This window comes from Enterovibrio makurazakiensis (genome assembly GCF_050336585.1).
Lineage (GTDB): Bacteria > Pseudomonadota > Gammaproteobacteria > Enterobacterales > Vibrionaceae > Enterovibrio > Enterovibrio gelatinilyticus.
In genome coordinates this window covers 1-633 of sequence record NZ_JAKJSE010000070.1, presented here as the reverse complement: position 1 = coordinate 633, position 633 = coordinate 1, and the positions used below count along the sequence as shown (strand labels likewise).

General features: G+C 46.8%; 1 rRNA gene. It reads right to left on the bottom strand.

Going from position 1 to position 633, the window contains the following annotated elements:
• A 16S ribosomal RNA gene (locus L4D06_RS25490) occupies positions 1 to 231 on the bottom strand; the annotation flags it as partial.
• Positions 232 to 633 lie beyond the last annotated feature (402 nt).

Genomic DNA, 633 nt, shown 5'->3' with positions numbered 1-633 from the left:
ATCCCGACGCGAGAGGTCCGAAGATCCCCCTCTTTGGTCCGTAGACATCATGCGGTATTAGCAGTCGTTTCCAACTGTTATCCCCCACGTCAGGGCAGGTTCCCAGCCATTACTCACCCGTCCGCCGCTCGTCATCTTCAAAAGCAAGCTTTTGAAATGTTACCGCTCGACTTGCATGTGTTAGGCCTGCCGCCAGCGTTCAATCTGAGCCATGATCAAACTCTTCAATTAGAATTTTCTTGTCACCCGAAAGTGACGCTCAATGAATACTGAATTACTTTTTTGCCCGTAGGCAAAACTGCATTGACTGTGTTGATAGCATTACTCCGAAGAGCTCAACCATCTTGGGTCACTCAGTTCATTGATAAATCTTATGTCTATCAAGTACGAGTGCCCACACAGATTGTATAGGTCAAATTGTTAAAGAACGTTGACTGTAGAAGCGGCTCATTTCGAGTCGTCTTCTCATCGTCAGGGCTGCGAATTCTACGCTGCCAGGCGATGAAGTCAAGAAGAAATTTTGAGATTTTTCAACGTTGCTTTCGCAACCTTCAAAACGTCTTGTTGACTCCCTTCAACCGCGATAAGCACTAGGCTTTTCCGTTGAAGCAGGCGGGCATTCTACTGATTGAG